This is a genomic window from Variovorax sp. J2L1-78 (assembly GCF_030317205.1).
Classification (GTDB): domain Bacteria; phylum Pseudomonadota; class Gammaproteobacteria; order Burkholderiales; family Burkholderiaceae_C; genus Variovorax; species Variovorax arabinosiphilus.
The window spans coordinates 2490467-2504181 of the sequence record NZ_JASZYB010000001.1; the positions used below are offsets into that span (position 1 = coordinate 2490467).

Genomic DNA, 13715 nt, shown 5'->3' on the forward strand with positions numbered 1-13715 from the left:
GGTTTTTTGATGGTGACGGATGCTGCCGATCACATGGCTCGGACGTCCAGCTGGTTATCGACGCTGGAGACCCCTTTCACCGCTTTGGCGATGTCGCCGGCACGTGCCTTGGCGGCAGCGCTCGGCGCCGGGCCCTGCAGCTTGACCACGCCCCCCTTGGTGTCGACGTCGATGCGCGCCGCACTCAGTTCCGGATCCTTCGCCAGACTGCTCGACACGCTGGCCGTGATGGCGACGTCCTCGACGGTACCGGCCACGGCCGCGCCCGTCTCGCGCGCTGCTTCCTTCACGTTGGCCGCGCCTTCACGCATCGCCGGCTCCGACGCCACGACCTTGTCGCGTGCCTCGCCTGCCAGCACCTCGGCCTTGTCCTTGGCGCGCACCGCCGCATCCTGTGTCTTGGCGATGGCGGCATCAACCTTCTGACCGGCCGTCTGACCGTTGCCCCGGTCGCTGCAGCCCGCCACGCCGAGGGCCAGCACCACCAGCGAGATGTACGTCCAGTGCAAAGCGGGCTTTCGCGCGCCGGCACCGGCCACCGCGATCACAGCTTGTCGACGCCCGACTTCAGGGCGTCCTTGGTTTTTTCCTTGGCATCGCCATAGGTGCTCTGCACCTTGCCGCCGGCCTTTTCCACGGCGCCCTTCGCTTCGAGCGACTCGTTGCCCGTCACACGGCCGGCCACTTCCTTGACCTTGCCCTTGGCTTGATCCACACGGCCTTCGACTTGATCCTTGTTCATCGCGAACTCCTTTGCTTGGGTTGCAACGGTTCGACCGAACCGCCTGAAAAACCAATCTAGGACCGCCCCCGCAAACGGCACGGCCGCAGGCGCCGCGTGGCGCTGTAGGACAGCGGCAGAGCCGGATGTCGAACTAGGCCGTGGCGATCCAGCCTTCGAGCGGGTCGATATCGACCGGAAGGCCGTACCCGGGCCCTGCGCTGTCGCGACGCGCCAAGCTCCACGCCGCCTGCACCAGGCACACGACCGCGTCGAGCGCATCGCCCCGGGCGTCCGCCAGCAATTGGTCACGCTGCGCGTGCGTGAGCGACAGGCGCAGCCCGAGCCGGGTCTGGCCGCGCTCGAGCGCCGACAGCAAATCGGCCCGTGCGACCCAGCGGGGCGTGTCCTGCTGCGCACTCGCATCGCTCTTGTAGCTGCGTCGGCCGATGAGTTCGCGTGCAAGCAGGCCGGGGTAGGCCTCCAGCGCCACCTTCGCCCCGTCACCGGCGCCAACGTGAAGGCCAGGCACCGCGGCGCCGGCCGCCAGCAGGCGCGGCACGCCCGCGTGCAGCATGAAAGCCACCGGCGGATTCACCCACTTCATCGACGGGCTCGCACCGGCCGGGCCGTCGGTGCGACGATGGGCGAACTTCCCGCCGACCGGGCGCGCGGCGCAGAAGGCCGCAAAAGCGGTGCGGATCTCGGCGCGGCTCATCGCCGCGTAGTGCGCCATGAGTTCGGGCCAGGTCGCCGGCCAGCCCAGTTCCAGCACCAACTCCCGCGACAGGCCGAAGGGCAGGTCGAAGCCGCCGACCCAGGCCGGGGTGTCGCTCAGCCACTGGCCCCAGCCATCGAGGGTCGTGAAGGGCAGCAGTTGCGACAGCGTCACGCGGCCACCTCGCTCGTGGCCGAGCGCGACGACGATCGGCTTGCGTACGGTGGGCGCGCTGGAAAAATCGCAGCCCAGCAGCAGCGTGGTCATGCGATCCCCTCGCTGGCCGCGGCGCCAGCCCCCTGTGCGCGGTGGCTCAGTTGCGCCCGACGATGGCCGCGGTGGCCATCAGCTCCTCGAGCAGGGCCAGCGACACCGTGCCGGACACGGCATAGGGGTCGAGTTCCGGGCGTTCCGAATAGCGCAGCAGGATCGCGGCGTGGATCTTGGTGAGCTGCACCTGGCCCATGGTCCAGCCGCCGAAGCGACGCTCGGCGATCTCTTCGTAGTGCAGCAGCACCACGTCCTTGTGACGCGCGTCCTTCTGGATGTGGCCGTAGAGTTCGCTGACCGCGTTGCGTCCGCCCTCGATGGCCTGCAGGAAGATACCCGCGCCATAGCAGAGGATGCCGGTGATGCCGCAGGCCGTGTTGTGCGCCCGCGATTGCGCAAGGATCGCGTCGATCGCAGGGCTGCTGGTGTCGACGGCGCGGCTGGCGTAGAGAAGTCGTACGAGCATGGCGTTCAGCGATTGCGCGGCAGGAGTGAAAGGAATTCGCGGCGGAGGTTCGGGTCCTTCAGGAAGACCCCGCGCATGACGGAATTGATCATCTTGCTCCCCGTTTCCTTCACGCCGCGCCAACTCATGCAGAAGTGCTCGGCCTCCATCACCAGGGCCAGGCCGTCGGGCTGGGTCTTCTCCTGGATCAGGTCGGCCAACTGCACCACCGCCTCTTCCTGGATCTGCGGGCGGCCCATGATCCATTCGGCGAGCCGGGCGTACTTCGACAGGCCGATCACGTTGGTGTGCTCGTTGGGCATCACGCCGATCCAGAGCTGCCCGATGATCGGGCAGAAGTGGTGCGAGCAGGCGCTGCGCACGGTGATCGGCCCGACGATCATCAGTTCGTTCAGATGCTCCGCGTTCGGGAATTCGGTCAGCGAGGGCGCCGGCACGTAACGGCCGCGGAACACCTCGTTGAGGTACATCTTCGCGACCCGGCGCGCGGTGTTGTCGGTGTTGTGGTCATGCTCGACGTCGATCACGAGGCTGTCGAGCACCCCCTTCATCTTGCCCTCGACCTCGTCGAGCAGCGCCTCGAGCTCGCCCGGCTGGATGAACTCCGCGATGTTGTCGTTGGCATTGAAGCGCTTGCGCGCGGCCTGCACGCGCTCGCGGATCTTGACGGAGACGGGCGTGCCCTCATCGTCGGCCGGGGTGTCGGAGGTCTGGGGGGCGTCGATCTTCCTGAGCATGCGGAATCGTACCAGCGAAGTCCCGGACACACGCCGCGCAGGGGCGCTGCAGCGCTATGAATGGGGGAGCACGAAATCCGTCAACAACGGCAGGTGATCCGACATCCGTGCCCAGATCGGGCCGCGCGGCACGCTGCAGGCAGCCGGTGCGAATCGACGTGCGTAGATGAAGTCGAGCTGCGTGACCGGCAGGCGCGACGGATAGGTCAGCGTGGGCGGCCCGCGCAGGTCGCTCGAGTCGCGCAGGCCCATCGCGTTCATCGCATAGCGCATGCGCGCGCCCCAGTCGTTGAAGTCGCCGGCGACGATCAGCGCGTCTTCCGGCGGGATCTCGCGGTCGATGAAGTCGCGCAGTTGCGCGATCTGCCGCACGCGGCTGCCCTTGATCAGGCCCAGGTGCAGCACGATGGCATGCACCCTCCGGCCGTCGACGTCGATCTGCACATGCAGCAGGCCGCGCTGCTCGAAGCGATGGTCGGAGATGTCGCGGTGGCTGGTGCGCACCACCGGCCAGCGCGTGAGCAGCGCGTTGCCATGTTCACCATGGCGCGTGATGGCGTTGGTCTCGTAGACGGCGGTGTAGCCCTCGGGCGCGAGGAAGTCGGCCTGCGGCATGTCGGGCCACCGCGCGAAGCGCAGGGCGCCCTGCCGGTTCATCTTGCGCACTTCCTGCAGGCAGACGATGTCGGCATCGAGACCCTCGATGGCGTGGCCGAGGTTGTGGATCTCGAGCCGGCGGGCCGGCCCGATGCCCTGCACGCCTTTATGGATGTTGTAGGTCGCCACCCGAAAGGTGTTCGCGGTCGCGTTCATCGGGCAAATTGTGGCAGCAGCAGGATGGCTTCCGCATTGGAAGGGGAAAAGCAGGCGTCGGCCGCGTCGCGGTAGGGCAGCCACTGCCACGCCGTGTGCTCGCGCGGCGACAGCACCGGCACGATGCGTTCGGGCACGCACAGCCCGAAGAGATGCTCGGTGTTGCGCGTGACGCCGGGCGCATAGCGGCCGCGCCAGCGCGGGTAGATGTCGTAGACGTTCTGCAGCCGCCAGTCGCGCAGCTGCGATGCCAGCGCGGTGCCGGGCCCGCAGTCGATGCCGGTTTCCTCCGCCACCTCGCGCGCGGCCGTGAGCGCCACCGGCTCGTCGGCCGTGTCCTTGCTGCCGGTCACCGACTGCCAGAACTCGTCGGCATCGGCGCGACGGATCAGCAGCACGTCGAGCGCCGGCGTGTGGATCACCACCAGCACGGATTCCGGGATCTTGTAGAGAGGAGTCGTCAAAGGGGCCACCGGTGAAGGATGTGGGAGCACGCCAGGATGCGCCAGGGGACACCTCGGTAAAATACCCGATTGACACCACGATCCGCGTTGCATTTTTTTGCAACTCATCGGCCAAGGCACCCCGCGTGCCGGCGCTTTCTGGGCCCCAGCGCCCGTCCCACTGCGAACACCATGTTGAAGAGAACATACCCTGCCCTGCTGGGCCTCGCCCTGTCGCTCGCGGCACTGACCGGCCACGCGACCGACACGAAGAAGGTGGATGTCCTGCTCATCGGCGGCGGCATCATGAGCGCCACCCTCGGCGTCGTGCTCAACGAGCTCGAGCCCGGTTGGTCGATGGAAATGGTCGAGCGGCTGGACGAGGTCGCCAAGGAGAGCTCCAACGGCTGGAACAACGCCGGCACCGGCCATTCGGCGCTGGCCGAGCTGAACTACACGCCTGAGGGCAAGAACGGCCAGATCGAGATCGCCAAGGCCATCGAGATCAACGAGGCCTTCCAGGTCTCGCGCCAGTTCTGGGCTTCGCAGGTCAAGAGCGGCGTGCTGAAGAACCCGCGCTCGTTCATCAACTCGACGCCGCACATGAGCTTCGTCTGGGGCGACGAGAACATCGACTTCCTGCGCAAGCGCTACCAGGCGCTGCAGGCCAGCCCGCTCTTCGGCGGCATGCAGTATTCGGAAGATCCGGCGCAGATCAGCCAATGGGTGCCGCTGATGATGCAGGGACGCGACCCGCAGCAGAAGATCGCCGCGACCTGGACGCCCATCGGCACCGACGTGAACTTCGGCGAGATCACGCGCCAGTTCGTCGGCCATCTGCAGTCCCGGCCGAACTTCTCGCTGAAGGTCTCCAGCGAGGTGCAGGACATCACCCGCAACGCCGACGGCACCTGGCGCATCGGCTACAAGAACCTGAAGGACGGCACTGTCACGCAAACGGACACCAAGTTCGTCTTCATCGGTGCCGGCGGCGGCGCGCTGCACCTGCTGCAGAAGTCGGGCATCCCCGAGGCTAAGGAGTACGCAGGCTTCCCGGTCGGCGGCTCCTTCCTCGTCACCGACAACCCGGCCATCGCCAACCAGCACCTGGCCAAGGCCTACGGCAAGGCGTCGGTGGGCTCGCCGCCGATGTCGGTGCCCCACCTCGACACCCGCGTGCTGGACGGCAAGCGCGTGATCCTCTTCGGGCCGTTCGCGACCTTCTCCACCAAGTTCCTCAAGGAAGGGTCGTACCTCGACCTGCTGACGACCACGACGCCGCACAACGTGTGGCCGATGGTGAAGGTCGGCGTGGCCGAGTACTCGCTGGTCGAGTACCTGGCGGGCCAGGTGATGCTGTCGGACGACGACCGCCTGAAGGCGCTGCGCGAGTACTTCCCCAACGCGAAGAAGGAAGACTGGCGGCTCTGGCAGGCCGGCCAGCGCGTGCAGATCATCAAGCGTGACAAGGACAAGGGCGGCGTGCTGAAGCTGGGCACCGAGATCGTCAGTTCGCAGGACAACAGCATCGCCGGTCTGCTGGGTGCCTCGCCCGGTGCCTCCACCGCGGCGCCCATCATGCTGGACCTGCTGCAGAAGGTGTTCAAGGACAAGGTCGCGACGCCCGCCTGGCAGGCGCGCCTGCGCGAGATCGTGCCGAGCTACGGCACGCAGCTCAACGGCGACCCGGCGCGCGTGGCCGCAGAGTGGAAGGCGACCGCCGATGTGCTGCAGCTGACGCCGCCGCCGGCGATCGCCATGCCGGCAACGTCATCGCAGCCGACTCCCGCCACCGCACCGCGTGTTGAACCGGCCGCGACGAAATCGCAGCGTCAGCCGGCCGACATCGCGCTGTAAGAGCGCACCCGGCGGAACGAAAAAAGGGGCACCGCGGTGCCCCTTTTTCATTGCGGCGCTCGCCGCTGAATCAAACAGCCAGGATCAGGCCGCCGGCTGCACGTTGCGCAGCTTGATGTGCAGTTCGCGCAATTGCTTCTCGTCGACCGGGCTCGGCGCCTGCGTCAGCAGGTCCTGCGCGCGCTGGGTCTTGGGGAAGGCGATCACGTCGCGGATCGACTCGGCGCCGGTCATCAGCATCACCAGGCGGTCCAGGCCGATGGCGATGCCGCCGTGCGGCGGCGCGCCGTACTGCAGCGCGTCGAGCAGGAAGCCGAACTTGAGCTGTGCGTCCTCGGCGCTGATCTTGAGCGCGCGGAACACCTTGCTCTGCACCTCTTCGCGGTGGATACGCACCGAGCCGCCACCCATCTCGATGCCGTTCAGCACCATGTCATAAGCCTTGGCAATGCACTTCTCGGGGGCCGTGTCCATGAGGTCTTCATGGCCGTCCTTCGGCGCGGTGAACGGATGGTGCACGGCCGACCAGCGCTGGCCTTCCTCGTCGAACTCGAACATCGGGAAGTCGACCACCCAGAGCGGTGCCCAGCGGTCGTCGAACAGGCCGGCCTTCTTGCCGAAGGCGCTGTGACCGATCTTCACGCGCAGCGCGCCCATGGCGTCGTTCACGACCTTTTCCTTGTCGGCACCGAAGAACAGGATGTCGCCGTTGCGGGCGCCGGTGCGCGCGATGATCTCGGCGAGCGTGGCGTCGTCGAGGTTCTTGACGATCGGGCTCTGCAGGCCTTCGCGGCCGGCGGCCGCGTCGTTGACCTTGATGTAGGCCAGGCCCTTGGCGCCGTAGATCTTGACGAACTCCTGGTAGGCGTCGATCTCGCCGCGCGACAGGCCGCCTTCGGCACCGCCGCCCGGCACGCGCAGCGCCACGACACGGCCGTCCTTCATCGTCGCAGCGTTGGAGAACACCTTGAACTCGACGCGCTTCATCAGCTCGGTGAGTTCGGTGAATTCGAGCTTCACGCGCAGGTCGGGCTTGTCCGAGCCGTACTTGAACATCGCGTCGCCGTACGTCATGGTCGGGAACACCGGCAGGTCGATGCCCGCGGCATTGCGGAACACGTTGCGGATCATGCCCTCGAACATTTCGCGGATCTCTTCTTCGGCGAGGAAGGAGGTCTCGATGTCGATCTGGGTGAACTCGGGCTGGCGATCGGCGCGCAGGTCTTCGTCGCGGAAGCACTTCACGATCTGGTAGTAGCGGTCGTAGCCGGCCACCATCAGGAGCTGCTTGAAGAGCTGCGGCGACTGCGGCAGCGCGAAGAAGCTGCCGTCGTGCACGCGGCTGGGCACCAGGTAGTCACGCGCGCCTTCGGGCGTCGACTTGCCGAGCATGGGCGTCTCGATGTCGATGAAGCCGTTGGCATCGAGGAACTTGCGCGTTTCCATCGTGACCTTGTAGCGCAGCATCATGTTGCGCTGCATCGCGGGGCGGCGCAGGTCGAGCACGCGGTGCGTGAGGCGGGTGGTCTCCGACAGGTTGTCGTCGTCCAGCAGGAACGGCGGCGTGACCGACGGGTTGAGCACCTTGAGCTCGTGGCACAGCACTTCGATCTTGCCGCTCTTGAGGCTGTCGTTGGTCGTGCCTTCGGGGCGCGCGCGAACGAGGCCCTTGATCTGCACGCAGAACTCGTTGCGCAGGTCCTCGGCGACGGCGAAGGTACTGGCGCGGTCGGGATCGCACACCACCTGCACGTAGCCTTCACGGTCGCGCACGTCGACGAAGATCACGCCGCCGTGGTCGCGCCGGCGGTTGACCCAGCCGCACAGGGTGACGGTTTCGCCCATGAGGGCTTCGGTCACGAGACCGCAATAGTGAGAACGCATGGCCATAAGTCGATTCCGGCGCCAAGAGGGGGCGCGTTATTTGGGGGTTGCGAGGGTGGCCGGGCCGCCAGGAACGACCACGCCCATCGAGACGATGTACTTGAGCGCGTCGTCCACGCTCATCTTGAGTTCGATGCAGTCGCTGCGCTTGAGCATCACGAAGTAGCCGCCGGTGGGGTTCGGCGTGGTCGGCACGTAGACGCCGAGGAAGTCGCCGCCACCCAGGTGCTCGACCACGTCGGCGCCGGGCGTGCCGGTGACGAAGGCGATGGTCCAGACCCCTTCACGCGGCCACTGGACCAGCACCGCGGTGCGAAAGGCGTTGCCGTTCTCGGAGAACAGCGTGTCGGAGACCTGCTTCACGCTCGAATAGATCGAGCGCACCACCGGAATGCGCCGCACCACCGCGTCGCCCCAGCCCAGCAGGCGCTTGCCGACGAAGTTGCTGGCGATCGCGCCGACCACCAGCAGGATCGCCAGGGTGAACAGCACGCCCAGGCCGCGCACCCGGTGCTCGGTCAGCCAGCTCTGCCATTCCTCGGGCAGCAGCCAGAGGGTCTGGTCGAGCGTGCCGATGATCCAGTTGAGCACGCCCAGCGTGATGACCAGCGGCACGATGACCAGCAAGCCCGAGAGCAGCCATTTGCGCAGCGCGTGCATGGCGCCGCCTCAGTCGTTCTTGGCCGCCGGCGCGGGCGCGGGGGCCGGCGCGGGACTCGGGGCGGCCGCAGCCGGTGCGGGGGCCGGTGCCGGCGCCGCCGCACCGTCTGCCGGTTTGGCGGGGGTGGCCGCATCCGCCGCCGGGGCGGCGGTGGTCTTGCCGCCGCCGTCGCGGAAGTCGGTCACGTACCAGCCCGAGCCCTTGAGCTGGAAGCCGGCCGCCGTGACCTGTTTTTCGAATGCGCTCGCACCGCATGCCGGGCACACCGTGAGGGGGGCGTCGGACATTTTCTGCAACGCGTCTTTGGCAAAGCCGCAGGCGCTGCACTTGTAGGCGTAGATGGGCATGGGATTGGGAGCGAAAAATAGGCGGCGCAGCGGCCGCTCGCAAAGCCCATGATTATAGGGTCGCTCCCCAGGAGCGCCCCGCCCTTCAGGCGGGGTCGACGGCCAGCGGCCGGTGCGGCGTGTGCGTATTGGCCACCCACTGCGGCGCCAGCGAACCGGCCACCATGCCCACGAAGGCAGCCAGCACGCCGGCCAACTGGGCCGGGAACTCGGCGCTCCAGGGCAGGGCCAGGAACAGCAGCCAGGTGCCGATGCCCAGCACCACGGCCGCCATCGCCCCCTGGGTGGTGGCGCGCTTCCAGTACAACCCGCACACCAGCGGCACGAAGGCACCCACCAGCGGCACCTGGTAGGCGCCCGACACCAGCTCGTAGATCGGCGTGCCCTGCATGCGGATCGCGTAGGCCAGCACCGCGGCGCTGAAGACCAGCACGGTCACGCGCATGGTCAGCAGGTTCTCCCGGTCGGTGCCGGCGGGCCTGAACTGGCGCCAGATGTTCTCGGTGAAGGTGACGCTGGGGGCCAGCAGCGTGGCCGAGGCGGTCGACTTGATGGCCGAGAGCAGCGCGCCGAAGAACAGCACCTGCATCACGAAGGGCATCTTCTCGAGCACCAGCGTGGGAAGCACCTTCTGCGGGTCGTCCTTGAGCAGCGTCGCGGTCTGCTCCGGCATGATCAGCAGCGCGCTGGCGACCAGGAACATGGGAACGAAGGCGAACAGGATGTACGCGATGCCCCCGATCACCGGTCCGCGCGTGGCCGCCTTCACGCTGTTGGCGGACATCACGCGCTGGAACACGTCCTGCTGGGGAATCGAGCCCAGCATCATGGTGATGGCCGCGGCGAAGAAGAACACCATGTCCTTGTAGTTCGGCTCGGGCCAGAACTTGAAGAGGTCCTTGCTGACCGCGAAGGCCACCACCTTGTCGGCGCCGCCGGCCATCTGCCCGGCGAAGACGGCGATCACCGTCAGCCCGACGACCAGGATGATCATCTGGATGAAGTCGGTCACGGCCACCGACCACATGCCGCCGAACAGCGTGTACGCCAGGATCGACACCACGCCGATCACCATGCCGACCGGCACGCTGACGGCGCCGGCGGACAGCACGTTGAACACCAGCCCCAGCGCGGTGACCTGCGCCGACACCCATCCTAAGTAGCTCAGCATGATGATGAGCGAGCAGGCCACCTCGACCACGCGGCCGTAGCGCTCGCGGTAGTAGTCGCTGATGGTCAGCAGGGTCATGCGGTAGAGCTTGCCCGCGAAGAACAGGCCCACCAGGATCAGGCAGGTGCCCGCGCCGAAGGGGTCCTCGATCACGCCGTGCAGCCCGCCCTCGATGAACTTGGCCGGGATGCCCAGCACCGTTTCGGAGCCGAACCAGGTGGCGAAGGTGGTCGTGACGATCATGAAGAGCGGCAGGTGCCGCCCGGCGATCGCGAAGTCGGTGGTGTTCTTGACCCGCTTGGCCGCGTACAGGCCGATGGCGATCGTGAACAGCAGATAGACGATGACCAGGGTCAACAGCACGACGGACTCTCCTCGTTGATCAATCCGGCGGCGGCCGGTGGGGGCTCAGAACAGGCGGATGCGGACCACGGCCTGCATCACGATCAGACCCAATACAAAACCTATGCCAACCGCGATCACGATCTGCAGCAGGCGGTTGGTGCGCTTCTGCGCGGCCAGCAGTTCCAGCAGCTCGCGGCGGTGGTCGGCCGGCCGGTTCTCCAGGAATTCATGCAGCAAGCGCGGGAACTGGGGCAGCAGCTTGGCGTAGCGCGGCGCCTCGGCGCGCAGCTGCGCGAACAGCCGCTTCGGGCCGATCTGGTCGATCATCCACTTCTCGAGAAACGGTTTCGCCGTGGCCCACAGGTCGAGTTCGGGATCGAGCTGGCGCCCGAGCCCTTCGATGTTGAGCAGCGTCTTCTGCAGCAGCACCAGTTGCGGCTGGATCTCGACGTGGAAGCGGCGCGAGGTCTGGAACAGGCGCATCAGCACCATGCCCAGCGAAATCTCCTTGAGCGGACGGTCGAAGTACGGCTCGCACACGGTGCGGATCGCCGCTTCGAGCTCGTCGATGCGCGTGCCCTCGGGCACCCAGCCGCTCTCCAGGTGCAGTTCGGCCACGCGCTTGTAGTCGCGCCGGAAGAAGGCGACGAAGTTCTGCGCCAGGTATTCCTTGTCGCTCTCGGTGAGCGTGCCCACGATGCCGAAGTCGAGCGAGATGTAGCGCCCGAAGGTGGCCGGCGCTAGGCTGACCTGGATGTTGCCCGGGTGCATGTCGGCGTGGAAGAAGCCGTCGCGGAACACCTGGGTGAAGAAGATGGTGACGCCGTCGCGCGCCAGCTTCGGGATGTCGACGCCGGCGGCACGCAGCCGGTCGAGCTGGGCGATCGGCACGCCGTGCATGCGTTCCATCACCATCACCTCGGGGTGGCAGAAGTCCCAGAACATCTCGGGGATCATCACCAGCTCGAGCTTCTCCATGTTGCGGCGCAGCTGCGCGGCATTGGCGGCCTCGCGCACCAGGTCGAGTTCGTCGTGCAGGTACTTGTCGAACTCGGCCACCACCTCGCGGGGCTTCAGGCGCTTGCCGTCGGCCGACAGGTTCTCGACCCAGCCGGCCATCATCTTCATGAGGGCCAGGTCTTTTTCCATGACGACGCGCATGCCGGGGCGCAGCACCTTCACGGCCACATCGCGCACGATGCCCTGGCGGTCGCGGATGGTGGCGAAGTGCACCTGTGCGATCGATGCGCTGGCCACCGGCGTCTCGTCGAACTGCACGAAGATCTCGGCGACCGGCCGGCGGAAGGCGCGCTCGATGGTCGCGATCGCGATGGACGACGGGAAGGGCGGCACGCGGTCCTGCAACCAGGCCAGTTCGTCGGCGATGTCGGGCGGTAGCAGGTCGCGCCGGGTCGACAGCACCTGGCCGAACTTCACGAAGATGGGGCCGAGCCGCTCCAACGCCTCGCGCAGCCGCTGGCCGCGCGGCGCATCGAGGTTGCGCCCGACCGAAACGATGCGGGCCACGATGCGAAGCCAGGGCTTCTGGAAGCTCGTGAGGACGAGCTCGTCCAGGCCGTAGCGCAGTGCGACCCAGACGATGAAGGCGCCGCGGTACAGGCGGCTCATTCAGCGCTCGCGCCGCCGGAGCCCGGTTGTCCCGTCTTGCCGGCGGCGAACTGACGCACCGCGCCCGCCACCTTGCGCGCGACGCCCGCCACCGTGTGGGCTGGCACGTCGCCGATCAGGCGGGCCAGGTCGTCCTCGACATCCCAGCGCACGTGGTCGACCAGCCAGTTGACCTCGGCCGCCAGCTGCACGTCGCCGACGATGCGCACCGTCGGCTTGTCGCCGCGCAGTGTGCTGCGTGCGATGTCCAGCGGCGACGCGTCGGCCACCATCAGCGTGAGTTCGGGAATGGCGCCTTCGGGCGCCAGGTCGAGCAGCCCGGCGGGCGTCGCGATCAGGCGCATCGTGACGAAGCGCCATTCGAACTGCACCACCCGGCCCTTCTGGCGCATCAGCCGCTGCTGGGCTTCGGGCTCCTGCTGCAGCACATGGTTCAGGAACAGGACCGCGCGATGCTGGATCTCGTGGACCGCCCAGGCGGGCGGCTGCAGGCGGCTGCCGATGCGCTCGAACAAGCCGTCGAGAAAAGAAAAAGGGGACGATGGTGTGGCCATGTCCCCATTATCGATGGCGCCGACGGCCCCTTGCCGCCGGACAGCGCCGCTTTACTGCAGCGCCTGCACGCCCGCGACCACCCAGCCGCCGCGGCCATCCGTCGGCTTGGTCATGTTCCAGACCTCGCGGAACGGGCTCGGACCGGCCGAGGCGTCCTCGCGAATCATCCCGGAGAACTCGACGCTGGCCATGTAGGCGTCGGGCAGCTCCTCGATGCCGAGCAGTTGTGCGTCGAGCATCACGACCTCGGTCTTGTTCGGCTGGCCGCCGGTGTGCGTCTCGCGCTCGGCGAGCTGGGCGCGGATCTCGCCGACCATCGCGTCGGTCATCATCGAGCGCAGCATGGTGATGTCGGAACGGTCCCAGGCGTCCTGCAGGGTGACGAAGTTGCGCTTCGCCGCACCCAGGAAGCCGTCGACATCGAAGCCCGCGGGGATGCCCCAGGACTGCGCGCCGCTCAGCGCGGAGCCGATCATGCTGCCGCCCGCGGCCCCCGCGGCGCCGGCCATGGAGGAACCACTGTTGCGCTCAGGCGTCGCATCGAAGGCCGCCGTGTTGCTTTCCCAGGGGCGCGCCGAGGCGTCGTTGCCGACCTTGGCCGGGCTGTACTGCGCCGGCGTGGCGGCGTCCGAGGGCGATGCGCCCGCACCCTGGAAGGCAAAGCCGCCCTGGTTGCTGCGCGGCGCGTTGTTGCGGCGTGCCGCAAAGACGCGCCAGGCGACCACGGCTGCCAGCACGAGCAAGCCGATCAGCAGGATGTTGCCGAAGCCGGCACCGAGGCCGAGCGAGTGCGCGAGCCAGGCCAGGCCCAGGCCCGCGGCGAGGCCGCCGAGCATCGCGCCCCAGGGGCGCTTCGGTGCGGCAGCAGCGGCCGGCGTGCCGGGTCGCGCCGCCGGGTTGGCGTTCTGCGCCGGTGTGGCCGGCGTGGCCTGGTTGGCCGGCGGCGTCGCCTGCCGCTGGGTCACGTTGCCCGACTGGCGACCGAAGGACTTGCCGCCACCGATGCGGGCCGCGTCGGCGTGCACGCTCGCCAGGGCCAGCACGCAGACCAGGAAAAGGGATCCCAACTTCTTCATTTCATCTCCTCATGCGCGAAGG

15 protein-coding genes are annotated in these 13715 nt (G+C 67.6%); 1 reads left to right on the forward strand and 14 read right to left on the reverse strand.

What is annotated here, in order from left to right; translation table 11 throughout:
* Window positions 1-29: 29 nt before the first annotated feature.
* From QTH86_RS11805 to nudB, 7 genes are all read right to left on the reverse strand, one after another.
* Complete coding sequence (locus QTH86_RS11805) at window positions 30-509, reverse strand: BON domain-containing protein (protein WP_286649419.1); 480 nt, start codon at window positions 507-509, stop codon at window positions 30-32.
* A 35-nt stretch (window positions 510-544) separates the two neighbouring features.
* Complete coding sequence (locus QTH86_RS11810) at window positions 545-742, reverse strand: CsbD family protein (RefSeq protein ID WP_286644499.1); 198 nt, start codon at window positions 740-742, stop codon at window positions 545-547.
* 133 nt (window positions 743-875) lie between these two features.
* Window positions 876-1706 carry a DUF429 domain-containing protein gene (locus tag QTH86_RS11815; protein ID WP_286644498.1) on the reverse strand — a complete coding sequence of 277 codons (831 nt, stop codon included), beginning with the start codon at window positions 1704-1706 and terminating at the stop codon, window positions 876-878.
* A 46-nt stretch (window positions 1707-1752) separates the two neighbouring features.
* On the reverse strand, window positions 1753-2175 hold the full coding sequence (locus tag QTH86_RS11820) for a BLUF domain-containing protein (protein ID WP_286644497.1): 423 nt from the start codon (window positions 2173-2175) through the stop codon (window positions 1753-1755).
* Window positions 2176-2180: 5 nt separating this feature from the next.
* Entirely contained in the window at window positions 2181-2912 is a 732-nt protein-coding gene (gene folE, locus QTH86_RS11825; RefSeq protein WP_286644496.1) for a GTP cyclohydrolase I, read from the reverse strand.
* Window positions 2913-2966: 54 nt separating this feature from the next.
* The gene (locus QTH86_RS11830) at window positions 2967-3725 is read right to left on the reverse strand and encodes an endonuclease/exonuclease/phosphatase family protein (protein ID WP_286644495.1); all 759 of its coding nucleotides are present in this window, start codon (window positions 3723-3725) and stop codon (window positions 2967-2969) included.
* Window positions 3722-4189, reverse strand: a complete 468-nt coding sequence (gene nudB / locus QTH86_RS11835; RefSeq protein ID WP_444813745.1) for a dihydroneopterin triphosphate diphosphatase — start codon at window positions 4187-4189, stop codon at window positions 3722-3724. Before nudB ends, QTH86_RS11830 begins: the two co-directional genes overlap by 4 nt.
* A 171-nt stretch (window positions 4190-4360) precedes the next feature.
* On the opposite strand from nudB, the gene mqo reads away from it, so the two are divergent.
* A complete protein-coding gene (mqo, locus tag QTH86_RS11840) occupies window positions 4361-6025 on the forward strand; it encodes a malate dehydrogenase (quinone) (RefSeq protein ID WP_286644493.1) in 1665 nt (554 codons plus the stop codon).
* An 84-nt stretch (window positions 6026-6109) separates the two neighbouring features.
* On the opposite strand, the gene aspS is transcribed toward mqo, so the two are convergent.
* The 7 genes from aspS to QTH86_RS11875 form a co-directional block, all read right to left on the reverse strand.
* A complete protein-coding gene (gene aspS / locus QTH86_RS11845; RefSeq protein WP_286644492.1) occupies window positions 6110-7915 on the reverse strand; it encodes an aspartate--tRNA ligase in 1806 nt (601 codons plus the stop codon).
* Between the two features lie 30 nt (window positions 7916-7945).
* Window positions 7946-8569 (reverse strand): DUF502 domain-containing protein, encoded by a 624-nt coding sequence (locus tag QTH86_RS11850; RefSeq protein ID WP_286644491.1) that lies wholly within the window; start codon window positions 8567-8569, stop codon window positions 7946-7948.
* A gap of 9 nt (window positions 8570-8578) precedes the next feature.
* A complete protein-coding gene (locus QTH86_RS11855) occupies window positions 8579-8917 on the reverse strand; it encodes an FmdB family zinc ribbon protein (protein WP_286644490.1) in 339 nt (112 codons plus the stop codon).
* An 85-nt stretch (window positions 8918-9002) separates the two neighbouring features.
* Window positions 9003-10451, reverse strand: coding sequence for a high affinity choline transporter 1 (locus QTH86_RS11860; protein ID WP_286644489.1), 1449 nt, complete (start codon window positions 10449-10451; stop codon window positions 9003-9005).
* A 45-nt stretch (window positions 10452-10496) separates the two neighbouring features.
* Window positions 10497-12062, reverse strand: coding sequence for a ubiquinone biosynthesis regulatory protein kinase UbiB (ubiB, locus tag QTH86_RS11865; protein ID WP_286644488.1), 1566 nt, complete (start codon window positions 12060-12062; stop codon window positions 10497-10499).
* The gene (locus tag QTH86_RS11870) at window positions 12059-12616 is read right to left on the reverse strand and encodes a hypothetical protein (RefSeq protein WP_286644487.1); all 558 of its coding nucleotides are present in this window, start codon (window positions 12614-12616) and stop codon (window positions 12059-12061) included. The genes ubiB and QTH86_RS11870 overlap by 4 nt, the downstream gene beginning before the upstream one ends.
* Before the next feature lie 51 nt (window positions 12617-12667).
* On the reverse strand, window positions 12668-13693 hold the full coding sequence (locus tag QTH86_RS11875) for a Tim44 domain-containing protein (protein ID WP_286644486.1): 1026 nt from the start codon (window positions 13691-13693) through the stop codon (window positions 12668-12670).
* Window positions 13694-13715 lie beyond the last annotated feature (22 nt).

What these genes read in the sequence shown, in the direction of transcription:
- QTH86_RS11810 (WP_286644499.1), bottom strand. Translation starts at nt 742, where the DNA reads ATGAACAAGGATCAAGTCGAAGGCCGTGTGGATCAAGCCAAGGGCAAG.
- QTH86_RS11815 (WP_286644498.1), bottom strand. Translation starts at nt 1,706, where the DNA reads ATGACCACGCTGCTGCTGGGCTGCGATTTTTCCAGCGCGCCCACCGTA.
- QTH86_RS11820 (WP_286644497.1), bottom strand. Translation starts at nt 2,175, where the DNA reads ATGCTCGTACGACTTCTCTACGCCAGCCGCGCCGTCGACACCAGCAGC.
- folE (WP_286644496.1), bottom strand. Translation starts at nt 2,912, where the DNA reads ATGCTCAGGAAGATCGACGCCCCCCAGACCTCCGACACCCCGGCCGAC.
- QTH86_RS11830 (WP_286644495.1), bottom strand. Translation starts at nt 3,725, where the DNA reads ATGAACGCGACCGCGAACACCTTTCGGGTGGCGACCTACAACATCCAT.
- mqo (WP_286644493.1), top strand. Translation starts at nt 4,361, where the DNA reads ATGTTGAAGAGAACATACCCTGCCCTGCTGGGCCTCGCCCTGTCGCTC.
- aspS (WP_286644492.1), bottom strand. Translation starts at nt 7,915, where the DNA reads ATGGCCATGCGTTCTCACTATTGCGGTCTCGTGACCGAAGCCCTCATG.
- QTH86_RS11850 (WP_286644491.1), bottom strand. Translation starts at nt 8,569, where the DNA reads ATGCACGCGCTGCGCAAATGGCTGCTCTCGGGCTTGCTGGTCATCGTG.
- QTH86_RS11855 (WP_286644490.1), bottom strand. Translation starts at nt 8,917, where the DNA reads ATGCCCATCTACGCCTACAAGTGCAGCGCCTGCGGCTTTGCCAAAGAC.
- ubiB (WP_286644488.1), bottom strand. Translation starts at nt 12,062, where the DNA reads ATGAGCCGCCTGTACCGCGGCGCCTTCATCGTCTGGGTCGCACTGCGC.
- QTH86_RS11870 (WP_286644487.1), bottom strand. Translation starts at nt 12,616, where the DNA reads ATGGCCACACCATCGTCCCCTTTTTCTTTTCTCGACGGCTTGTTCGAG.
- QTH86_RS11875 (WP_286644486.1), bottom strand. Translation starts at nt 13,693, where the DNA reads ATGAAGAAGTTGGGATCCCTTTTCCTGGTCTGCGTGCTGGCCCTGGCG.